This is a genomic window from Streptomyces candidus, from assembly GCF_014207445.1.
Taxonomy (GTDB): domain Bacteria; phylum Actinomycetota; class Actinomycetes; order Streptomycetales; family Streptomycetaceae; genus Streptomyces; species Streptomyces candidus.
Map to the genome: position 1 here is coordinate 240727 of NZ_JACHEM010000008.1, position 16534 is coordinate 257260.

Here is a 16534-nt window from a genome sequence, read left to right on the forward strand (position 1 = left end):
CAAAAGTTACCGGTCGGTTATGGGGGTGTCCAGAGGAGAGGGGTGTTGGGGGGACCACACGGGGGGCGCACCGCCCACACCAGGCGTCACCCGTGCGGGCGGCGGTAACGTCGTACGGGGCCGTGAGCGCCACGGACTCCGACACCGTCCCCTCCCAGGGAGCAGCGATGGCCGCAGAAGCAGCACGGAAAGCGCAGTGCGAACGGGCCAACACCGAGAACTGGATGCTCACGCCGCCGGACGGCTGGACATACGGCCAGGTCCGGGACCTCCGGTTGCCGTTCGACTGGGACCTCGTCGACGGGGCGATCATGCCGCGGGGAATGACGGACCAGTGGCACGACATGGTGCGGGACGGACTGGCCTTCGCGCTGCGGCAGGCGCGGACCCAGCCGTACGCCGCCGGGGTGCAGCGCTGCGTCCTGCTCGACGAGGGCAATGTGCCCCGGCCCGACGTCGTCGTCTACGACCACCGGGGGCTCGACCCGCTGGTCCTGGAGTGCGTCCCCATCGGGAGGCTCGCCCTCGCGGTCGAGGTCGTCTCGCACGGTTCGCGCTCGGACGACAGGTTCCGCAAGCCCGGCACGTACGCGGCCGTCGGGGTCCCGTACTACTGGCGGGTCGAGCGTGGCGAGGGCGGCAGGCCGGCGGTGTACGAGTTCTGGCGGCATCACGGGGCGGGTGTGTACGCACCGAGCCCCGAGATGCCCGTGCACCAGGGGACGCTGAGGACGTCCGTGCCCTTCCCGGTGGAGATCGACCTCGACGCGCTGCTGCAGTTCTGAGGGACGGGGCGGCGGCGCGGGGCGGGGTGCGAGCCGAGCCGTTGGCCTCCGGGGTGGGGGGCTGCGCTGCGGGTCCGGAGGCGAACCGCTGCGGTGGGGCTGCGCTGCGGGCCCGGGGGGCGGACCGTTGCGGTGGGGCCGCGGTGCGGGTCCGGGGGTGATTCGGGCGGGCCCGTCGGTGTCGATCTGTCCGGTGCGGCCAAAACCGCGCCCCGCTTCATCGCATCCGTACATGTGCGGAATCCGCAGCCCTGCCTACGCTCGACCGTATGAACACTCCCTCCTCCGAGCCCCGCGGCCCCGTCGACTCGTCCCGCATCCCCCGGTACGCCGGACCGGCGACGTTCGCCCGGCTGCCGCGTCTGGACGAGGTCGGCGGACGTACGGATGTCGCGGTCGTCGGCGTGCCCTTCGACACCGGGGTCTCCTACCGGCCCGGCGCGCGCTTCGGCGGCAACGCGATCCGCGAGGCCTCCCGGCTGCTGCGTCCGTACAACCCTGCACAGGACGCCTCCCCCTTCGCGCTCGCCCAGGTCGCCGACGCCGGTGACATCGCGGCGAACCCGTTCAACATCAACGAGGCCGTCGACACCATCGAGGCCGCCGCCGACGACCTGCTGGGGTCGGGTGCGCGGATGATGACGCTCGGCGGCGACCACACCATCGCGCTGCCGCTGCTGCGTTCGGTGGCGAAGAAGCACGGTCCGGTGGCGCTGCTGCACTTCGACGCGCACCTCGACACGTGGGACACGTACTTCGGAGCGGAGTACACGCACGGCACGCCGTTCCGGCGGGCGGTCGAGGAGGGCATCCTCGACACCGAGGCGCTGTCGCACGTCGGTACGCGCGGTCCGCTGTACGGCAAGCAGGACCTGCGGGACGACGAGAAGATGGGCTTCGGCATCGTGACGTCCGCCGACGTCATGCGGCGCGGCGTCGATGAGGTCGCCGACCAGCTGCGCCAGCGCATCGGGGACCGGCCGCTGTACATCTCGATCGACATCGACGTACTGGACCCCGCGCACGCGCCGGGCACCGGTACGCCGGAGGCCGGCGGGCTCACCTCCCGCGAGCTGCTGGAGATCATCCGTGGCCTGTCCTCCTGCAACCTGGTCTCCGCCGACGTGGTCGAGGTCGCCCCGGCCTACGACCACGCGGAGATCACCTCGGTCGCCGCGTCCCACACGGCGTACGAGCTGACGACGATCATGTCGCGGCAGATTGCGGCTGAGCGGGGCTGAGCGGTTCCCGTGCGGGGCGGGGGCGGGCCCCATCCTCCGTAGTCCCCTTGGGCGGCGGGGTGGTGCCCCCGGGGTGCCCGTCCGGGCGGGGATTTCTGCGTGCGGGTGCGCCGTGGCTGGCCGCGCAGTTCCCCGCGCCCCTGACTGCCCCCTGCCCAGCCCCCTTGGGTAGCGGGGGCCGCCCCTTCCCACCCGTCACCCCCGCCTCCTTGGGTAGCGGGGCCGCCCCCCGGGGGCGGGACGGGTGGGCAAGGGGGCGGCCCCCGCGCGAAGCGCACCCTTTCGCGACCGCACCACCTCGCGCCCGCACGCTCGCGACCGCACCCGCACCCTGCGGACCGGTGGGCCGCTTCGCAGAGAAGGCCCCTCCCCGCCCCTCCACCTAAGCCGCTCGCCGCGGGGCAAAGACGCTTCGCAGCTCGCGCCGGTGGGGGCAGGCGTCCCGGGCTGCGCCCGGTGCACGGCTCCGCCGCGCGTCCTCAAACGCCGGACGGGCTGGAATGTGCCGCCCATGGCTGAAGAGGCCGCCCAGGGCTGAGGTGCCGCCCACAGCCGAAGGCGACCGCCCGGACGCCCGGCACCCCCGCATGCGCGAAGCTGGACCCATGACCCACGATCACGACCTCCCCCTGCGGCCCACCCCCGCCCAGACCGTCGCCGCCCTGGCCCCGCCCGCCGGGCGTACCGGTGGGGATCTGGTGGTGGAGACGCTGCGGGGGCTCGGGGCGACCACCGTCTTCGGGCTCCCGGGGCAGCACGCCCTCGCGCTGTTCGACGCGCTGCGGCGGTCGCAGCTGTCGTACGTCGGCCTGCGCGTCGAGAACAACGCCGGGTTCGCCGCCGACGGCTACGGCCGCGTCACCGGCGAGGCCGCCCCCCTCTTCCTCTCCACCGGGCCCGGCGCGCTGACCTCCCTCCCCGCCCTCCAGGAGGCCGCGGCCGCATCCGCCCCGGTCCTGGCGATCTCCAGCCAGGTCCCGGCCGCGGGCCTGGGCGGTGGCAGGCACGGGCACCTCCACGAGCTGCGCGACCAGCAGGCGTCGTTCCGGGACGTGGTCAAGTCCGTGCACCTCGCGCGCACTCAGTCCCAGATCCCGTCCGCGATCGCGGCGGCCTGGGAGTCCGCCCTGAGCGCCCCGCACGGTCCGGTCTGGATCGAGATCCCGCAGGACGTACTGGAGGCGGAGACACAGATTCCGGTCGTGCTCGCGCCCGACGCCACCCCGCACGACCTGCCCCCGCGCCCCGAACTCACCGCCGTGGCAGCCCACTTGCTGTCGACCGCCACCCGCCCGGTGATCGTCGCGGGAGGCGGCGTCGTACGCTCCGACGCGTCGAAGAAGCTGAAGCAGCTCGCCGAGCGGCTGAACGCCCCCGTCGTCACCACCTTCGGCGGCAAGGGCGCCTTCCCCTGGCACCACCCGCTCTCCCTCCAGTCCTGGCTGGAGGACCGGCACATGACGGATTTCCTGGAGGAGGCCGACGTCCTGCTCGTCGTCGGCTCCGGGCTCGGCGAGCTGAGCAGCAATTACGGAACGTTCGCCCCGCGCGGCCGGATCATCCAGATCGACGCCGACCTCGGCAAGCTGGAGTCCAACCACCCGGCGCTGGGCATCCACGCCGATGCCCGGCCGGCGCTCACCGCGCTTCTTGAGACGATCGAGGAGGACCGGCCAGACGAGGGCGCCGCCGCGGCGGTACGGGAGGTGCTCGGCCGGATCCGCGCGCGCATCGACGCCCAGGGACTGGATGCCGAACAGCAGCTCCTCGCCTCGATCCGGGAGGCCCTGCCCGCCGCGTCCCCCAGCTTCTGGGACATGACGATCCTGACGTACTGGGCCTGGTCCGCCTTCGACCCCGCCCGACCCAACACCATGCACTCCGCCCAGGGCGCCGGGGGACTGGGATACGCCTTCCCCGCCGCCCTGGGCGCTGCCGTCGCCGACCCGGACACCCCCGTCCTCGCCGTCTCCGGTGACGGGGGCGCGATGTACTCGATCGCGGAGCTCGCCACCGCCCGTCAGCACGGACTGCCCGTCACCTGGCTGATCGTGGACGACGGCGGCTACGGCATCCTCCGCGCGTACATGAGCGAGACGTACGAGGACACCACGGGCACCGACCTCGCCCGCCCCGACTTCGCCGCCCTCGCCGAATCCTTCGGCGTGCCAGGGGTCCGTACGACACCGGAGACGCTGGCCGCCGACCTGGCGGCGGCGCTCAAGGCGCCAGGGCCGTCAGTCGTCGTGCTTCCAGCCGTACTGAAGATGTTCGCGCCCACTCACCTCAGCGGGGACCGGAGTGACTGAGCGAGGCTCGTGCTCCTGGCCGTCCACGACGAGGTGTGGGCCCGGTGGCCGGGGGAAGCGAATGTCTGTGCGTGCGGTTACTCTGTGCCGCGAGAGGAGGACAGCATGCTGCTGAGGTTCCGCGCGGCGAACGTACGGTCCCTGCGCGACGAGCAGGAGCTGTCATTCGTCGTCCCTGAGATTGATCCCGCGAGCGAGCCGGGCGATGCGGTGCGTCCGCTGGAACTGGCGGGCGGCAAGACCGCCGGAGTGCTCCCTCTGATCGGTATTTTCGGGGCGAACGCCTCGGGCAAATCGAGTGTGCTGTCAGCCATGACGGACATGCGCACGGCTGTCCTCAACTCCTACGCGCGCTGGGCGTCCTACGACGGTGTTCCGCGCAAGCCCTTCGCATTCGACGAGAAGGCCCAGCGGGAGCCGAGTTTCTTCGAGGTCGACCTCGTCATCGACTCGGTGCGCTGGACGTACGGATTCGAGCTGGGCTCCGAGCGCATCGAAGCCGAGTGGATCCACAGCTACCCCCGGGGCCACCGCCAGGTGTGGCTGGACCGCGATGCGTCGCGCACCGAGGTGTACGACTGGCCCGGCAGCCGGGTCAAGGACCGTGCACAGCTCGTACGGCGCACGCGCGCAAACGCCCTGCTCCTGTCCACGGCGGGTACGGACAACCACCCCCAACTCTCCCCGCTCTTCCACTGGTTCCGCCGCAACTTGTGGAAGATCGACCCGGAGACCGAGCGGGCCGAGCGCGAGCGGTTCACCACGGACGAACTGTCAGGGCGCCGCGCGGGCCGTATCCGTGAACTGCTGAGGGTCGCCGACCTGGGCATCACCGACGCACAGGCCGTCCGCGAGGGCGAGAGCAGGCCGACGGTCCGCCTCACCCACCGCACCGCCGCCGGAGAAACTGCCCTCGACTGGCGCAACGAGTCCCTGGGCACCCGGTCGTGGTTCGCGCTCCTCGGGCCGATGCTCCTCGCCCTCGACGAGGGGGCGGTCCTGCTCGTGGACGAACTCGATGCGAGCCTGCACCCGCGGTTCGCCGCCGAGGTGGTCCGGCTCTTCAACGATCCGCAGGCCAACCCCGAGGGCGCACAACTGGTCTTCACCTCGCACGACCCCTCCGTCCTGGCCACCCCGAGCGGCGAGCGGCTGCTCGACCCCGAACAGGTCTGGCTGACGGAGAAGGACCGCGACGGCGCGACCGAGATCTACCCGCTGACCGCCGCCGAGCCCGGGGAGGGCGAGGACCTGATGCGGTCCTATCTGGCCGGTGCCTTCGGCGGAGTCCCCGCCCTCCTGGAGGGGCAGATCACCCGGCGCCTGCTGGGCGCGCGGGAGAAGGAACACGTGCACGAGAAGGGGCGGGTCTAAGCAGGTGGCGCGGACGAGGGGCAAGGAAGAGCTGGGCAAGAAGTCGTACGGGGCGAAGCGCAAGGCGGTCGTCTACGTCTTCACCGAGGGCAAGGCGACCGAACCCTCCTACATCGACATCATCTGGCAGCGACGGCTCGCCGACAAGGAACTCCCCGCCCCGGCCATCGACGTACACATCTCGAACCGCAAGGCGACCGGTCCCGACCGCAAGCCGATCACGCTCGTGGAAGCTGCCGAGAGGACACTGCGGGAGGAGACTCGCGCGGCGAAGAAGAACAAGACCCCTCTGCCCGAAGTCTGGGTCCTCTTTGACCGGGACCAGCACGAGCACGTTCAGAAGGCGATCGACGAGGGCGAGGCCGCCGGGCTTCATGTGGCCTTCTCCCATCCGTGCTTCGAGGTGTGGCGGCTGCTCCACCACAAGCCTGTGCTGAGTACTCAGTTCTCCGGAGTGTGCGATGAGGCGGAGAGGCTGCTGCCGTTCGTGCAGACCTCGGCGAACATCAAGATCGTGCAGCCCGAAGAGATCCCCAAGGGCAGCTACACGAAGGCCAGGGACCGTGCGCACAAGATGAACGCGCAGCACAAGCCCCACGTGCCGCGTTCGCGCCGCGACCCGTACACCGATATGCCGGAATTCATCGAGAAGGGGCTCCGAATCACCACGTACTGATCGTGCCGATTCTGTTCGCTCCCGCAATTTCGGTCCCGCCGCCGACGGCCGTAAGGTTCCTACGTCATTCCAGGGTCGTAGGGAGTCGGTACCGTTGGCAAAGCTCACGCTCGCGCAGCTGGAGCGGCATCTGTTCGCCGCTGCGGACATCCTCCGGGGCACGATGGACGCCTCCGAGTACAAGGACTACATCTTCGGCCTGCTTTTCCTGAAGCGGGCGAATGACGAGTTCGAGGCCGCGCGGGAGGTGGCCCGTGAGCAGGCGGTCAAGGAACTGGGCATCCCGGCCGAGATCCTGGACGGCTACCTGGAGCAGGAGTCCACGTACCCCGCGGATGTGCTTTTCGTTCCGTCGGAAGCGCGCTGGGAACTGATCTCCTCCGCCACCCACAACATCACCGAGGATCGGCTGCGGCCGGCGCTCCAGGCCCTGGAGTCCCAGAACGCCAAGCTCAAGGGCCTCTTCGACCATCTCGACTTCAACCGCATCGGCGGCTCCGGAGCTGCGGCGGGTGCGGCGAAGCTGGCCGACCAGCGGCTGAAGCTGCTCATCGCCCACTTCGGCCGTATCCGGCTGCGTACGAACGACTTCGAGTTCCCGGACCTGATCGGTGCCGCGTACGAGTACCTGATCAAGGAGTTCGCGGACTCGGCCGGCCGCAAGGGCGGCGAGTTCTACACCCCGCGTGCGGTGGTCCGCATGATGGTCGAGCTGCTCGGTCCCAAGCAGGGCATGCGGATCTACGACCCGTGCGTCGGTTCGGGCGGCATGCTCATCCACGCGAAGGAGTACGTGGAGGAGCACGGCGGGGACACGTCGGACATGTTCTTCGCGGGCCAGGATGCGAACAGCGGCTCGTGGATCATGTCGACGATGAACATGGTGCTGCACGGTGTGCGGCGCTTCGACCTGACCACGGGCGACACCCTGGCTTCGCCGACGCATGTGCCGAGTTCGGACGCGGACCGGTTCGACGGGGTGCTCAGTAATCCGCCGTTCTCGATGGACTACGTACTCGACGAACTCGACTACAAGTCGGAGCGCACGAAGTACGGGGAGACGAGCGAGCGCGGCAAGGCCGACCTGATGTTCCTCCAGCACATGCTGTGGGAGACGAAGCGGGAAGGGCGGGGCGGCATGACGATCACGGTCATGCCGCACGGAGTCCTCTTCCGTGGGGGCGGTGAGCAGACGATCCGTACGAATCTGCTGGACGACGATGCCATCGAGGCGGTCATCGGCCTCGCCCCGAACCTCTTTTACGGGACGGGAATCCCGGCCTGCATTCTGGTGCTGAGGCCGCCGGGGCTGAAGGAAGAGCGCCGTAAGAACAAGGTGCTGTTCATCAACGCGGACCGGGAATTCCACAAGGAATCCGCGCAGAATGTGCTGCTACCTGAGCACGCGGAGAAGATCACTTCCACTTTCCGTGACTACGCGGAAATCCCCGGCTTCTCGCGGGCCGTCTCGCGCGAGGAACTCCGCGACAACGACGACAACCTCAACATCCGCCGGTACGTGGACAACACGCCGCCGCCGGAGCCGCAGGATGTGCGGGCGCACTTGGTGGGTGGTGTTCCGCGCGCGGAGATCGAGGCGAAGAAGGAACTGCTGGACGCGTACGGGCTGGTGGTGACCGACCTGTTCGCCGAGCGGGACCCCGTGGACCCGGACTACGTGGACTTCCTGCCGGAGGGCGAGCGCCCGGACGCGGCGCGGCTGGCTGAGCTGGCGCGCCCTCGTGAGGACGAGCTGCGGGCGGCGTTCGACGCGTGGTGGGAGGCGGAGGCGCGGCAGCTGGAGGCAGTGGCGGCGACGCCGGAGCGGCTGGCTGCGCTGACCCCGTCGGAGCGCAAAGCGGCGCTGATGGCGGTGCGGGGTTCGCTGATCGAGTCGTTCGTGGAACGGCTGGGCAGGGTGGGCCTGTTGGACCGGTACGCGTTGGCGGGAGCGGTGGCCGGCTGGTGGTACGAGGCCAAGTACGACTTGCTGGCGCTGTCGGAGAACGGGTTCGGGGGAGTGGTGGACGGCTGGGTCGAGAACGTCGACACCATGCTGGCCCCGGAGCAGGACCCGAAGTCGAAAAAGCTGCGGAAGAGGAGCGGGGCGGAGCGCCGTCAGGCGTACGACCACAAGGTGGTCGCGGCGATCGCTCCGGACTTCCTGGAGGAGCTGGCGGCGGCCGACGCCCGGAAGGCCGAGCTGGACGCACGCTGGAAGGAGCTGAACGCGGAGCCGGAGGCGTCGGAGGGCGGCGAGGGGCCGGACGATGGCTCGGACGAAGGTGACGAGGACGCTGTCACACGCGAAGTGGTCGAGCTGAGCATCGAGCAACTGGCCGAGCTGGCGCAGGTGAAGAGGGACCGGGCGAAAGCGAACGCGGTCATCAAGCGGCTTGAGGCGGACTTCTGGTTCGAGCGGGGCAAGAAGGACGGGGACCAGCCGCAGTTGGGGGAGGAGCTGCTGCCGAGGCTGTTCCGGGCGCGGGGGGCGCTGGATGCGGCGGGGGAGCGGCGGGTGGTGTTGGGGCTCGAAAGGGATGACCTAGCCTCAAAATTGAACGGCCATGTAGCGCGCCGTAGGGCCGACTTGGCTAATTCATATGCGGTATGGGAAGGTAAATATTGCAGCTCTTTCCAGGAAATCACGCTTGCTCGCGAGGTAGCTGCGGCCGAAATGGCCGATTTCCTGAAAGGGCTCGGCTATGGTGAATAAAGCGCGGCTGCAAGTTCCCCTCTCTTCGGTTCTGGTTGGTCATTTCAGCGGCGCTTGGGGTGACTCTCCATCGGATGCTCGCGTGGGCAACGTCCTTGTCCTGCGGGCAACCAATATCGATGGGAAAGGTGGTTTCGGATCGGCTGCCCCGGCCTCGCGTATCTTTACTGATGGAGACCTTCAGCGTAAGCGGTTGATTCCTGGTGACTTGCTGGTGGAAGCGTCAGGTGGTGGTCCCGGGACTCCGGTGGGGCGAGTGGCTCTATTCAACCGGAATACCGACGGTGCCGTGTATGCAAGTTCGAATTTCTTTCGAACTTTGCGGCCGGATCCGAAAGTCATCGATTCGGAATATCTGACGCACTACCTTACGACGGTCTACAGGTCTGCTGATATCTGGCGATATCAGCAACAAACCACAGGGCTCGTGAACCTCAGGTTCAGTGACTATCTGGAGCAGCCCGTTCCTCTTCCGTCGCTCACGGAACAGCGGCGCATCGTTGATGCAATTAGAACTGTGTCTAACTGTGAGGGTCTCATCGAGAAATCGATCGTGAAACTCCTCAATATTCGACGGGGTGTTCTGGATTCTGCATTTGCCCCTGCCGGTATCAGCGAGGAAGAGGGTGGCTGGCGGAAGATTCCGCTCATGGCCGTTGCTCACGTCGGTGGAGGTATCGCTCTAGGAGGTGTAGTCGCCGGTGCAGGCGGGATTGATGTCCCATATCTCAGGGTGGCCAATGTGCAGGACGGTCATATCTCTACCCAAGAGATGAAGACTGTGCGAGTCACTCCTGTGGAACTTAAAAGGTTTCTGTTGCAGGTCGGTGATGTTCTGCTAACGGAGGGAGGGGATCTCGATAAGCTTGGGCGCGGAGGGGTTTGGGATGGTCGCATTAAGCCATGCTTGCATCAGAACCATGTTTTCCGGGTGCGGTGCAATGAGCTCAAGTTGATTCCTGAGTTCCTCGCCTCGTATCTCGCTTCGACTGACGGGCGTGGGTATTTTCTGCGCAATGCGAAACAAACAACCAATCTCGCCTCTGTCAGTTCATCGCAGGTCAAGGAGATGCCGATTCCGTGCCCCTCTATTGGCGAGCAGCGACGAGTCATCGAGTCCTTGCGGGTTTGCGATTCGCAGATTCAGCTGGAGCAAGAGGAGTTGGACAAGCTGCGGATTCTTAAGCTTGGGCTTGTGGATGACCTGTTGAGCGGCAGGGTCTGATCGGTTGCCGGGGATGTGACACGGCCTCTGTCGCACGACAGAGGCCGATCGGGGGGAGTCGGATCAGGTGGGGAAGGTGCCGGTCCTGACTGCTGTGACGAACGAGGACCAGGGGGCCCAAGGGAAGAGCAGGACTGGCCCTGCGGGAGCTTTGAGGCGCGGACGGGAGCGCCTGCCGGGCAACCGTCCAGCACCTCGATGCAACTGTCCGCTTCCGAACCGCTGTAGGAAGATTTGCGCCACCTGGCCTGGGGCGAGATGGCCCCGACGGTGAGTTCATTCATGGTGTCCCTACTCCCTTCGCTGCTCTCACGGTCGCACGCCTCGTCGTACACAGAGCCAATCCGGACACGATGAAGGCCCCCGCCGGTGCAGCAGGGGCCGGTTGCTCAGTGTTGTGAGTTGTTCAGGCGGAGAGCTCGCCGCTCTTGACTGCTGTGATGAATGAAGTCCACCCAGTGGCCGGGAAGACCAGAGCTGGCCCTTGGGGGGCCTTCGAGTCACGGACGGGCACGCCTGAGTGGTAGCCATCCGATACCTCGACGCAACTGCCCCCTTCGTTGCTGCTATAAGACGACTTGCGCCAGCCGCTCAGGGCGGCAGCGTCCCGGATGGTGTGCTCAGTCATGGGTGTCCGTAGTCCTTTGCCGTCGCCCTCATGAGGGCGAGTGACTCTTGTAGTGGCAGGGCATCGCCAAGCGCAAGATCGTATGCGCCTTGGAGCCATTCGACCACGGCTGGAGCGTCGTGCAGCTTGCCTGTGCCCAAGGCCTCGGAGTAGGCCACTGGGGGCTGGTCCTCGAACCACATCAGCGACAGCATGCTGTGCTGGAGCGGGTGAGCGCCTAGCCCACACGGTAGGATATGGACTCGCACTCGACGGATCTCCGCCAAGTGCACGATGTGCATGAGCTGTTCTGCCATGACAGCGGGGCCGCCGGCGGGACGGGCCAGTACTGCCTGGTCGAGCAGGGCCCACACTACGGGTGACACCGAATCCGTGAGGATGTTTGCCCGCTCAAGCCGTGTGACAACGAGCCTGTCACACTCTGCTTCACTCCGAGGGGGGTACGCCGTGTTCAGAACGGCGCGCATGTACCTCTCTGTCTGGAGGATGCCAGGAACAAGCGAGAGCCCGAACTCGCGGATTGCAGTTGCCTGTTGTTCGAGCTGTCGAGCGGCCTCGAAGTAGTCGGCGACCGCCGCATCGTCCTGCGGCAGGAAGCTAGTCAGCACATTTCCCGTACCCAGCGCCTTGTCCAGGCGCCTCGCGTCCTCCTTCGACGGAATCCGCCGCCCCGCCTCGATGTGCGAGATGTGCGAACGCGTCATGACTGCCAGGTCCGCCAGCTGCTGCTGCGTCAGGCCGGCCGCCTCGCGTTGTTCCTTCAACCAATCCCCATAGATGTTGCTCATGGTCAACTCCCGTGCGCGAAAAGCCTCGTCACCCTTGACCCCCTAGCGAGCGTAGCCCGCCTCGTCTCAAGCTGTGAGTGGATCGCTACACAACGAGAGCGGTCCAGGCGAAAGGCCAGGGTGAAGGAAATGGCGCGAGAAGCAGACCGGGGCGCACAGGGCGCGGAGGCCGGAAGGCGCGGTGAAGCCGAGGCCGCACGCGACGAGTTGGCCCGTGCCCTCCGCGCGGCCGGGATTCAGTTCCCGGCCATGGACGTCAACCCGTGATCCCCCGGGGGCTTTCCCTCGCACGGTCTCATTGAACTCGGCCAGATCTCCGCCCGTCGCCCGCGCGCTCACCGCCGTCATCGCCAAGGGCGCGAGCGCGTAGAGCACCCCAGCGCCCCGAAGGACCGGCCCCGCACGTACGTACCCCCGCGACGTAGCGAGCGTCCAGGGGCGTGGCCATCAACTGGCAAGTGTTGAGGACAATTTGAACACTATCTCCCGTCTCGCCCGGTCGGCTCTCCGGCCCCCGATCCGGAGCCGGAGCGACGAAGCCCGCCGCCAGCGCGCCCGCCGCTTCGCACTCCTCCTCGCCCTGTACGGAATCGACATCGGCCCGCGCATCATCCACGGCCGCGAGGTAACCGCATGAGGACCGACGACCACCCCCGCCGCGCCCGCCGTCTGCTCCCCTGGGTCGGCCCCGAGGGCAAACCCTGCTATCTCCTCGGCGACAGCAACGGCTCCGGCACCGGGCACATCTCCCGCATGGCCGACGACATCGAGAGCGTCCAGCTCACCATGTCCGCCGAACTCCTCGACCACGCCGCCGACCTCCTCGCGGACCGCAAGGCCACCGCCGTACAGCTCCAGTTCCTGGCCGCTTGCATGGCCCAGTCCCTGCGCGACGTGCGGCGCATCGCGGTGAGCCGGGGTGCGCGCATCCCCGTACCGCAGGAGGACGGAGACGACCGCCCCGAGCTGGAGGTCTGACCCAAGCCGCCACTCCACGCACCCCCGCCCCCCGGGGACGTACCCGAAAATGTCCGGGCACGTCCCCGGGTTTCCGCATGCCCCGTGTGACCTGAACCCTCCCCCTCCTCCCGCCCGAGGCGCAGAATGGATCAACTGAGCGGGAACGCGCGCGGGTACACGGCAGGCGAGAGGCACGGGGACGGCAATGGCGCAGGTGGAGCGGGACGAGGTGGAGCGGCCGTTCGTCGCGCAGCTCAAGGCCATGGGGTGGACCCATGTCCCCGGCAGCGAGATCGGCACGCTCGACGTCGCGCGGCCAGTGCTCGCCGACCGGCTCGGGGAAGCCCTGCGCCGTATCAATATCCGGGCGTCCGACGGTCAGCCGTGGATGGACGACAGCGACGTCGGGCGCACCATCGGCGAGCTCTGCGGGGTCTCCCTCGGCAAAGGCATTGGGGACGCGAACTTCGCCGTCACCGACCTCCTGCTCAGCGGAGTCCTCCTGTCCGCCCCCTCCGCCGGGCACGGTGGAGCCTCCGCCACCATCCAGCTCGTGGAATGGCACCCGGACAAGATCGGCCTCAACAGCTTCGTCGTCGTCGACCAGCTGAGAGTGAAGAACCGTTCCGGGGACCCGTCGATACTCGACGTCGTCCTCTTCGTGAACGGCATCCCCCTCGTCGCCGTCGAGTGCAAGAGCCCCGACCTCGCCGAGCCCGTCCGTGACGCCGTCCTCGACCTCCGGCACTACGCCGGCGACCCGATCGACGACGACGAGCGGAAGGGCACCGAGCTCTTCGTCCCGGGCGGCGTGCCCGAACTCTTCCGGACCGTTCAGCTCCTGGTCGCCGCGACCGGCGAGACCGCGCACCTGGGCACCGTCAGCTCCACCCCCGAGCACTTCCACCCGTGGCGCAGCATCGAGCCGGAGAACGAGAGCACGCTGCAGCGTGAGCTGCGTGCCGCCGGGCTGATGGACGAGCCGCCGCAGGGCAAGGAGCCCGCGAAGCTGACGGAGCAGCACAAGCTGGTCGGGGTGGTGCTGCGGCCCGCCGCGCTGCTGAACGTCGTACGGCACTACATCATCCCGCTGCCGGTCGAGACCTCGACCGGCGCCTCCCGTACCGTCAAGGTCGTCGCCCGTCACCAGCAGTACCGGGCCGCCGAGAAGGCCGTACGCAAGCTGCTCACCGGGCGCGTGCGGGGCGGGGCGGTCGAGGAGGACGAGCGCGGTGGTGTCATCTGGCACACGCAGGGTTCCGGCAAGAGCCTGACCATGACGTTTCTGGTGCGCCGGGTTCATCTGCACCACCTGCTGAGCGAGTTCACGGTGGTGGTCGTCACCGACCGCACCCAGCTCCAGGACCAGCTTTCGGCCACCCTCCGGCTCAGCGAGTCCGACGTAGAGACCGCCGAGACCGGCACGCAGATGGAGGGGCTGCTGAGCGAGGGCGGGCGGCGGGTCGTCTTCGCGATGATCCAGAAGTACGGGCGCGGATTCGCCTTCACCGGGGACGCTAAGGAGGGCGGTGACGAGCGCGACCTGGCGGGGGAGTACCGGGAGGCCGAGAGCGCCCGCAAGAGCAAGGAGCAGGGGAGGGGGAAGCAGGCGGAGAGCGAGCCGCCGGTGGTGAACTTCCCCGAGTGCAACACCTCGTCCGACATCCTCGTCCTCGTCGACGAGGCCCACCGCTCGCACACCAAGTCCCTGCACGCGGCCCTGCGCAAGGCGATCCCCCGCGCCGCGAAGATCGGTTTCACCGGCACGCCGATCGTCACCGGCAAAGAGGAGGACACCCGGCGCATCTTCAGCGGCGGTGACGACAAGGGCTTCCTCGACACGTACCGCATGGAGGACGCCGAGCACGACGGGGTCGTCGTACGCATCCGGTACGAGGGGCGGACCGGCGAGGGCAAGGTTCGGGACAAGGACGGTCTGGACCGCGACTTCGAGGACCTGATCCGCGACCGCACGCCCGAGGAACGCGCCGCGCTCATGAAGCGCTGGCCCAGTGGGCGGGACGTCGCCGAGTCGTGGCCGATGATCCAGAAGAAGGCCGCGGACATGCTGGAGCACTACGTGTGTTCGGTGCTGTCCGGCGGCGGCTTCAAGGCTCAGGTGGCGGCGGTCAGCCGGAAGGCCGCGGTGGCGTACCACCATGCCCTGCGGGACGCTCGCGACGCGCTGCTGGAGGAGCTCGCCTCCTTCGACCCGGAGTCGGTCCGGGGGACCCCGATGGAGGAGCTGCCGCGCAGGCTTCGCTACCTCTACCAGGCACACCAGTACCGGGCCCTGTTGCGTCGTATGGACTTCGTGCCCGTCATTTCCGCGGGCTCCGAACGCAAAGCTCGCAAGTGGCTGCACTGGACCGAGGCGAACCGGCAGAAGGCGTACATCGCTCGCTTCCAGGAGGCCATGCCCCACCTGGAGCCCGAGCCCGAATGGGTCGCCACCACCCCCTTCAACCCGCCCGCCCAGGACCCGCCGGAGCCCGACGACGACGGGGCCTACTTCCCGTGGTCGGACGCGCCCGCCGACGAGTCCCAACAGAGCGAGCAGCCGCAGCAGCTGGATACGAAGGCCTCGTCCCTCCCCGACCCCGTGCATCCCGAGAGCCCGATCGCCTTCCTCATCGTGAAGTCGATGCTGCTCACCGGTTTCGATGCCCCCCGCGAGCAGGTGCTCTATCTCGACCGCCCGATCAGGGACGCCGAACTCCTCCAGGCCGTCGCCCGGGTCAACCGGCCGGCGCCGGGCAAGAAGGTCGGTTACGTCGTCGACTACTACGGCGTCTTCGAGCACCTCTCCAGCGCGCTCGCCGACTACCGGAACGCCGACGTCAACGACACCATGCGCAGCCTGGCCGAGGAGATCGGCGGCCTCGCTCCGGCGGCGGAGGAGGTACGGGACTTCCTGCTCGCCCGGGGGTTCACGGACGAGATCCTCGACGACGTCACCCAGCTGCACGCCGCAGCCGAATCTCTCGACGAGGTCGCACGCTTCGACTACGACAACCTGCTGCACGAATTCCTCGCCGTCCTGGAACGCTCGCTCCCGCACGAGAAGGCGCTCCCGTACGTTGCCGACGCCCGCCGCTGGGGCCTGCTCCAGAAGCGCGTACGACGCCTCCACCGGGATGCGCCCGGTGGCACCTTCACCATGCGTCAGTACGGCCGCAAGGTCCGGGAGATGATCGTCGACCACCTGGAGGGACCGGAGATCGAGCAGGTCATCCCGCCCGTCTCCCTCACCGCCACGGCCTTCGACGACGTGGTGCGTGCCCTGCCGCCGCAGGAGGCCGCCGCCGAGATGGGACACGCCCTGCGCTTCCACCTGGAGGAACGGGTCAAGCAGGAGGACCCGGGGAAGTACGAGCGGCTGTCCCAGCGTCTGGAGGAGATCCTCCAGGAGATCCCCGGCCGCTTCGAGGAGCAGATCGAGCAGTTCAGCACGCTGATCGCCGAGGCCAGGCAGGAGGAAGAGGAGGACCCGGCGCTTGCCGGGCTCTCTCCGCTGGAGCAGCGGGTGTACCGGCTGGTCGCCAGCCTGCTGGACGAGAACAACGGCGTCAGCCTGCGCGGCGGTGACATCCGGCCGTTGATCGGCCCCGTGTGTGACAGTGCAGCGCGCACCATTTCCTCGGCCTCTTACCAGGGGCAAAGCCAGGACCTGCACATCCTCGCCGGGGGAATCCAACGGGAACTGCTGGCTGGTGGGCTGCTGCCCGCCTCGGGCGACTGGTCTCCGTTGAAGAACATCGCGGAGCGACTCGCCGGGTATGCCCAGAACAACCGGCAGCAGTTTCTACGCCGGGCCCGGGGAGAATAGGGC

At 68.1% G+C, this 16534-nt stretch carries 14 protein-coding genes; 11 read left to right on the forward strand and 3 right to left on the reverse strand.

The window, feature by feature from the left end; translation table 11 throughout:
- Nucleotides 1-122: 122 nt before the first annotated feature.
- The 7 genes from HNQ79_RS17350 to HNQ79_RS17380 all read left to right on the forward strand — a co-directional run bounded on the left by HNQ79_RS17350 (nucleotide 123) and on the right by HNQ79_RS17380 (nucleotide 10326).
- Entirely contained in the window at nucleotides 123-785 is a 663-nt protein-coding gene (locus HNQ79_RS17350; protein ID WP_311772300.1) for a Uma2 family endonuclease, read from the forward strand.
- A 269-nt stretch (nucleotides 786-1054) separates the two neighbouring features.
- Entirely contained in the window at nucleotides 1055-2026 is a 972-nt protein-coding gene (gene speB / locus HNQ79_RS17355) for an agmatinase (protein ID WP_185031983.1), read from the forward strand.
- Between the two features lie 605 nt (nucleotides 2027-2631).
- Complete coding sequence (locus HNQ79_RS17360; protein ID WP_185031985.1) at nucleotides 2632-4335, forward strand: thiamine pyrophosphate-binding protein; 1704 nt, start codon at nucleotides 2632-2634, stop codon at nucleotides 4333-4335.
- A 105-nt stretch (nucleotides 4336-4440) separates the two neighbouring features.
- Nucleotides 4441-5709, forward strand: coding sequence for an AAA family ATPase (locus tag HNQ79_RS17365; RefSeq protein WP_185031987.1), 1269 nt, complete (start codon nucleotides 4441-4443; stop codon nucleotides 5707-5709).
- Between the two features lie 4 nt (nucleotides 5710-5713).
- Nucleotides 5714-6385, forward strand: a complete 672-nt coding sequence (locus tag HNQ79_RS17370) for an RloB family protein (protein ID WP_185031989.1) — start codon at nucleotides 5714-5716, stop codon at nucleotides 6383-6385.
- Between the two features lie 94 nt (nucleotides 6386-6479).
- A complete protein-coding gene (locus tag HNQ79_RS17375; RefSeq protein WP_185031991.1) occupies nucleotides 6480-9101 on the forward strand; it encodes a type I restriction-modification system subunit M in 2622 nt (873 codons plus the stop codon).
- The gene (locus HNQ79_RS17380; RefSeq protein ID WP_185031993.1) at nucleotides 9091-10326 is read left to right on the forward strand and encodes a restriction endonuclease subunit S; all 1236 of its coding nucleotides are present in this window, start codon (nucleotides 9091-9093) and stop codon (nucleotides 10324-10326) included. The genes HNQ79_RS17375 and HNQ79_RS17380 overlap by 11 nt, the downstream gene beginning before the upstream one ends.
- On the opposite strand, the gene HNQ79_RS34775 is transcribed toward HNQ79_RS17380, so the two are convergent.
- From HNQ79_RS34775 to HNQ79_RS17395, 3 genes are all read right to left on the reverse strand, one after another.
- On the reverse strand, nucleotides 10245-10610 hold the full coding sequence (locus HNQ79_RS34775; RefSeq protein ID WP_373312401.1) for a DUF397 domain-containing protein: 366 nt from the start codon (nucleotides 10608-10610) through the stop codon (nucleotides 10245-10247). The genes HNQ79_RS17380 and HNQ79_RS34775 overlap by 82 nt on opposite strands.
- A gap of 122 nt (nucleotides 10611-10732) precedes the next feature.
- Complete coding sequence (locus HNQ79_RS17390) at nucleotides 10733-10954, reverse strand: DUF397 domain-containing protein (protein ID WP_185031995.1); 222 nt, start codon at nucleotides 10952-10954, stop codon at nucleotides 10733-10735.
- Nucleotides 10951-11742, reverse strand: coding sequence for a helix-turn-helix domain-containing protein (locus HNQ79_RS17395; protein WP_185031997.1), 792 nt, complete (start codon nucleotides 11740-11742; stop codon nucleotides 10951-10953). Before HNQ79_RS17395 ends, HNQ79_RS17390 begins: the two co-directional genes overlap by 4 nt.
- Nucleotides 11743-11871: 129 nt before the next feature.
- Here HNQ79_RS17395 and HNQ79_RS33810 point away from each other — a divergent pair, with 129 nt between their 5' ends.
- The 4 genes from HNQ79_RS33810 (at nucleotide 11872) to HNQ79_RS17415 (ending at nucleotide 16531) form a co-directional block, all read left to right on the forward strand.
- Nucleotides 11872-12009: a hypothetical protein gene (locus HNQ79_RS33810; protein WP_229923126.1), complete on the forward strand. Its 138-nt coding sequence runs from the start codon at nucleotides 11872-11874 to the stop codon at nucleotides 12007-12009.
- Between the two features lie 205 nt (nucleotides 12010-12214).
- Nucleotides 12215-12379 (forward strand): hypothetical protein, encoded by a 165-nt coding sequence (locus HNQ79_RS17405; RefSeq protein ID WP_185031999.1) that lies wholly within the window; start codon nucleotides 12215-12217, stop codon nucleotides 12377-12379.
- Complete coding sequence (locus tag HNQ79_RS17410; protein WP_185032001.1) at nucleotides 12376-12720, forward strand: hypothetical protein; 345 nt, start codon at nucleotides 12376-12378, stop codon at nucleotides 12718-12720. The genes HNQ79_RS17405 and HNQ79_RS17410 overlap by 4 nt, the downstream gene beginning before the upstream one ends.
- Before the next feature lie 187 nt (nucleotides 12721-12907).
- Entirely contained in the window at nucleotides 12908-16531 is a 3624-nt protein-coding gene (locus tag HNQ79_RS17415) for a type I restriction endonuclease subunit R (RefSeq protein WP_185032003.1), read from the forward strand.
- Nucleotides 16532-16534 lie beyond the last annotated feature (3 nt).

Excerpts from the sequence above, each read along its gene's own strand:
- HNQ79_RS34775 (WP_373312401.1), bottom strand. The coding sequence starts at position 10,610 with ATGAATGAACTCACCGTCGGGGCCATCTCGCCCCAGGCCAGGTGGCGC.
- HNQ79_RS17380 (WP_185031993.1), top strand. The coding sequence starts at position 9,091 with ATGGTGAATAAAGCGCGGCTGCAAGTTCCCCTCTCTTCGGTTCTGGTT.
- HNQ79_RS17390 (WP_185031995.1), bottom strand. The coding sequence starts at position 10,954 with ATGACTGAGCACACCATCCGGGACGCTGCCGCCCTGAGCGGCTGGCGC.
- HNQ79_RS17410 (WP_185032001.1), top strand. The coding sequence starts at position 12,376 with ATGAGGACCGACGACCACCCCCGCCGCGCCCGCCGTCTGCTCCCCTGG.
- HNQ79_RS17365 (WP_185031987.1), top strand. The coding sequence starts at position 4,441 with ATGCTGCTGAGGTTCCGCGCGGCGAACGTACGGTCCCTGCGCGACGAG.
- HNQ79_RS17360 (WP_185031985.1), top strand. The coding sequence starts at position 2,632 with ATGACCCACGATCACGACCTCCCCCTGCGGCCCACCCCCGCCCAGACC.
- speB (WP_185031983.1), top strand. The coding sequence starts at position 1,055 with ATGAACACTCCCTCCTCCGAGCCCCGCGGCCCCGTCGACTCGTCCCGC.
- HNQ79_RS33810 (WP_229923126.1), top strand. The coding sequence starts at position 11,872 with ATGGCGCGAGAAGCAGACCGGGGCGCACAGGGCGCGGAGGCCGGAAGG.
- HNQ79_RS17415 (WP_185032003.1), top strand. The coding sequence starts at position 12,908 with ATGGCGCAGGTGGAGCGGGACGAGGTGGAGCGGCCGTTCGTCGCGCAG.
- HNQ79_RS17395 (WP_185031997.1), bottom strand. The coding sequence starts at position 11,742 with ATGAGCAACATCTATGGGGATTGGTTGAAGGAACAACGCGAGGCGGCC.